The organism is Mesorhizobium sp. M7A.F.Ca.CA.004.04.2.1 (genome assembly GCF_004022825.1).
Classification (GTDB): Bacteria; Pseudomonadota; Alphaproteobacteria; order Rhizobiales; family Rhizobiaceae; genus Mesorhizobium.
Genome location: NZ_RZPH01001456.1, coordinates 1 through 1055 on the forward strand (window position 1 = coordinate 1; position 1055 = coordinate 1055).

Annotated in this window: 1 protein-coding gene; it reads right to left on the bottom strand. The window is 68.9% G+C overall.

Translation table 11 applies throughout. The features are described from left to right. Positions 1 to 965 (bottom strand): class II aldolase/adducin family protein (locus EN893_RS35350; protein ID WP_164901454.1); only part of this gene is annotated, 965 nt, incomplete at its 3' end. Positions 966 to 1055 lie beyond the last annotated feature (90 nt).

Genomic DNA, 1055 nt, shown 5'->3' on the forward strand with positions numbered 1-1055 from the left:
CAGGCGTGCTGATGCGCGGCGACATCGATGCGCGCCGTCACGTCGGCGAGGCAGCGTTGCATGGCATCGGCGCCGGCACTGGCGTCGCCGCGCATCAGCACGCCTGCGCCGGGAAACAGGATCGCCGCAGGCGACGTGCCCAGTCGTGCAATGACATCGGCCACCGCCTCGCCTGGTTTCGCCACGACGGAGCCCTGGCCGAGGAAGATGACGTGGTCCGGATAGAGGCTGCCGGCCTGCGCCATGCGGCGGCTCTCAGGGTCGAGCGCAACCGCATGCGCTTCGACAGCGGCCGGTAATCTGTAGCCGCTGCCGCCGGCAAGCGCCGCCAAGGCGTCGAGGTCTGGTGCGGCGGTCGCGCGCGCCGGCCGGGCCAGCAATGACCTGATACGGCGCAGCAGAAGCTCCGCCCCGGCGACGGTTTCGGCGGCGACGACCAGGCCGTGATTGCCAAGGATCAGCACGTCGACACCAGGCCGCAGTTTCTCGGCGATGCCGCGTGCAAGCGGCAGGCCGGGCCGGAAATAGGGCACATAGGCCCATTCGATGCCATCGAGCCGCCTGGCGACCTCGGCCTCGCCATCGGCCTGCACGGCAAGCGAGATGGTGTCGACGCAATGGACATGCAGAACAACGCGCTGCGGCATCAGGGCGTGCACCGTGGTCTCGATCGACGGCCGCAGGCCGCGCGGGTTGAGCGCTGCAATGGTGAAACCCTGCGGCTGGTCGGCGGCGCGATCGCGCTGCTCGACGGCTCTCAGCAGCGGCGCCATCGCCACCGGCACCATGATGTCATCGACGAGCGCGTCCTTCAGCCAGGTGCCGGAGGCCTTGATCCACAGCGTGTCGCCGGCTTTCAGCGAGGTGTTGCCGCCTGCCGCCTGGGTCAGATGCGGGCTCCGCCCGATGCTGGCCGAAAGCGCCCGCAAGGCCGCCAGTTCCTGCGCATCAGCTTGGGTCGCCATGGCGCTTTTCCTCCAACGGCTCGGCCGTGTCCTGCGCGAAATCCCGTTGCCGGGGTCGAATTGGCGCTGATATCGCAGATACGAGTGATC